This is a genomic window from Candidatus Protofrankia californiensis, assembly GCF_900634765.1.
GTDB lineage: Bacteria > Actinomycetota > Actinomycetes > Frankiales > Frankiaceae > Protofrankia > Protofrankia californiensis.
In genome coordinates, this window is the sequence record NZ_CAAAFT010000343.1 from 1 (window position 1) to 1,730 (window position 1,730).

Annotated in this window: 1 pseudogene; it reads right to left on the bottom strand. The window is 65.4% G+C overall.

From position 1 onward, the window contains the following. Positions 1-1,257: 1,257 nt before the first annotated feature. Positions 1,258-1,730: pseudogene (locus tag DD1DGNOD_RS17790) on the bottom strand (acetyl-CoA carboxylase biotin carboxylase subunit); the annotation flags it as partial.

The following is a 1,730-nucleotide window of genomic DNA, read 5'->3' on the forward strand; positions in this document are numbered from 1 at the left end:
TTTCACGCACACAGGGTGTCGCCGTCAGGCGACCGGATTACTGACCCCGGTTCGGCTCGATGCTTGTGGGTGCCGTCAAACGGACGATGTGGGGCATTAAGGCACAGGCGTCGCGCCGAGAATCCCTCCCTGCCGGGACCCGCGAGATACTGGAGCTTGGGTTCGCTCGGAGCTAGAGCGTTGACTACCAACCGGAGGCGGGCATGGCGCCAGCATCTGCAGCGTAGGCAGCGTAGTCCGCACTCCGACCACCCCCGCTCTACTGGTTGCCTGAGTCGGTGTCCAGGTGATGCCGCCAACTGTCACCGCCTCGGCACTGGGCGACAGCAGGGTGCCGAGGTTCGCTGCTGTCACTAGTTGTGAGGTCTGCCTACTCACCGGCATCTGCCCAGTCTCTGGCTTGCCAGGAGCGGGTCGGGTTTCGCATCGACACGGTGCGCTTCGTGCACGTGAGTGCCCCCAGGGACAGTCGGGAACGGAGTTACATCTCCGTAGTTCCGCCGTTGGTGACAGAGTACGCCCACCTCACCATATAGGCGTTCCTCGCTGGCGCCCGAAGGTCTCCTCGAAAGTGACAGGCGCATCTTGGATGACTGCAGCCACAGTATGGCGCCGAGCCACTACACAGTCCGTTTCGTAGCTATCGGGCAGTACGTCGCATGCGCGACAAGATCTGATACTAAGATCATAATAGCACTTAGCGTGACAGAATGCTACCTAGAGTGTCGGTCAAGTAACGCGGATCTCATCCGCTACCACCGACACAGACCATGATCTACGCGACTTTGTTCGTATGTACGCTTTTCGACCGGATGAGCGTACATACCGACAAAGTCGCGCTGACCCTTTGGATGGCCGGCGCTCACCAGACGCATGCCACAGCGCGATGGGTCACGCATGGTCACATGACCAGCGCTCCAGCGGATCGAGTCCCGGTTGCCCGTCCCGCCTCCGAGCCACCTGGTCCCCACCAGGCGCGGAGACCGCGATCGCGGGTCACGTCCAGCCGCAGTGCCGTAAACGTAGACGAGAATGAGGACGGGGAACATCCACCCGTCACCAGGGCCGGAAGGGCTCGTACGGCGCGCCATCCGGACAAAGTCGGACAGAGACTGATAAGCGTGAGGGCTTCGAGCGGTCTTCGGGTACCCGCCGTCTCCGGCATCGGTCCGCACCAGACCGCACCAGGCCGGGCCGGGTCAGCCCCGATGCCACCCCGGCCCGGCCGGCGGCGCCACGCCGCGCATCAGACAGGCGTCAGGGGCTGGGGACGCCCGTCAGAGTGTTGATGAGGGATGTGTCGTGCTCGGCCCGGCGGAACCGGGGGTGGTCGAGGACGTCGCGCAGGAACGCGGCGGTGGTCACCACGTGCGGGCCGTCCAACCGCAGCTCGTCGAGCGCCCGGCTCATCCGCGCGAGCGCCTGCTCACGATCCGGCGCCCAGACGACGAGCTTGGCCAGCAGCGAGTCGTACAGCGCGGGGACCTGGTAGCCGGCGAAGACATGGGTGTCGACGCGGACGAACGGGCCGCCGGGCACCGAGAACTCACTGACCACACCCGGTGTGGGCACGAACCCTGCCGCCGGGTCCTCGGCGTTGATCCGGCACTCGATCGCCACCCCGCGCGGGACGACGTCGGCCTGGTCGAAACCGAGCGGTTCACCGGCGGCGACCCGCAGCTGCTCGCGGACCAGATCCGTCCCGGTGACCATCTCCGTGACCGGATGCT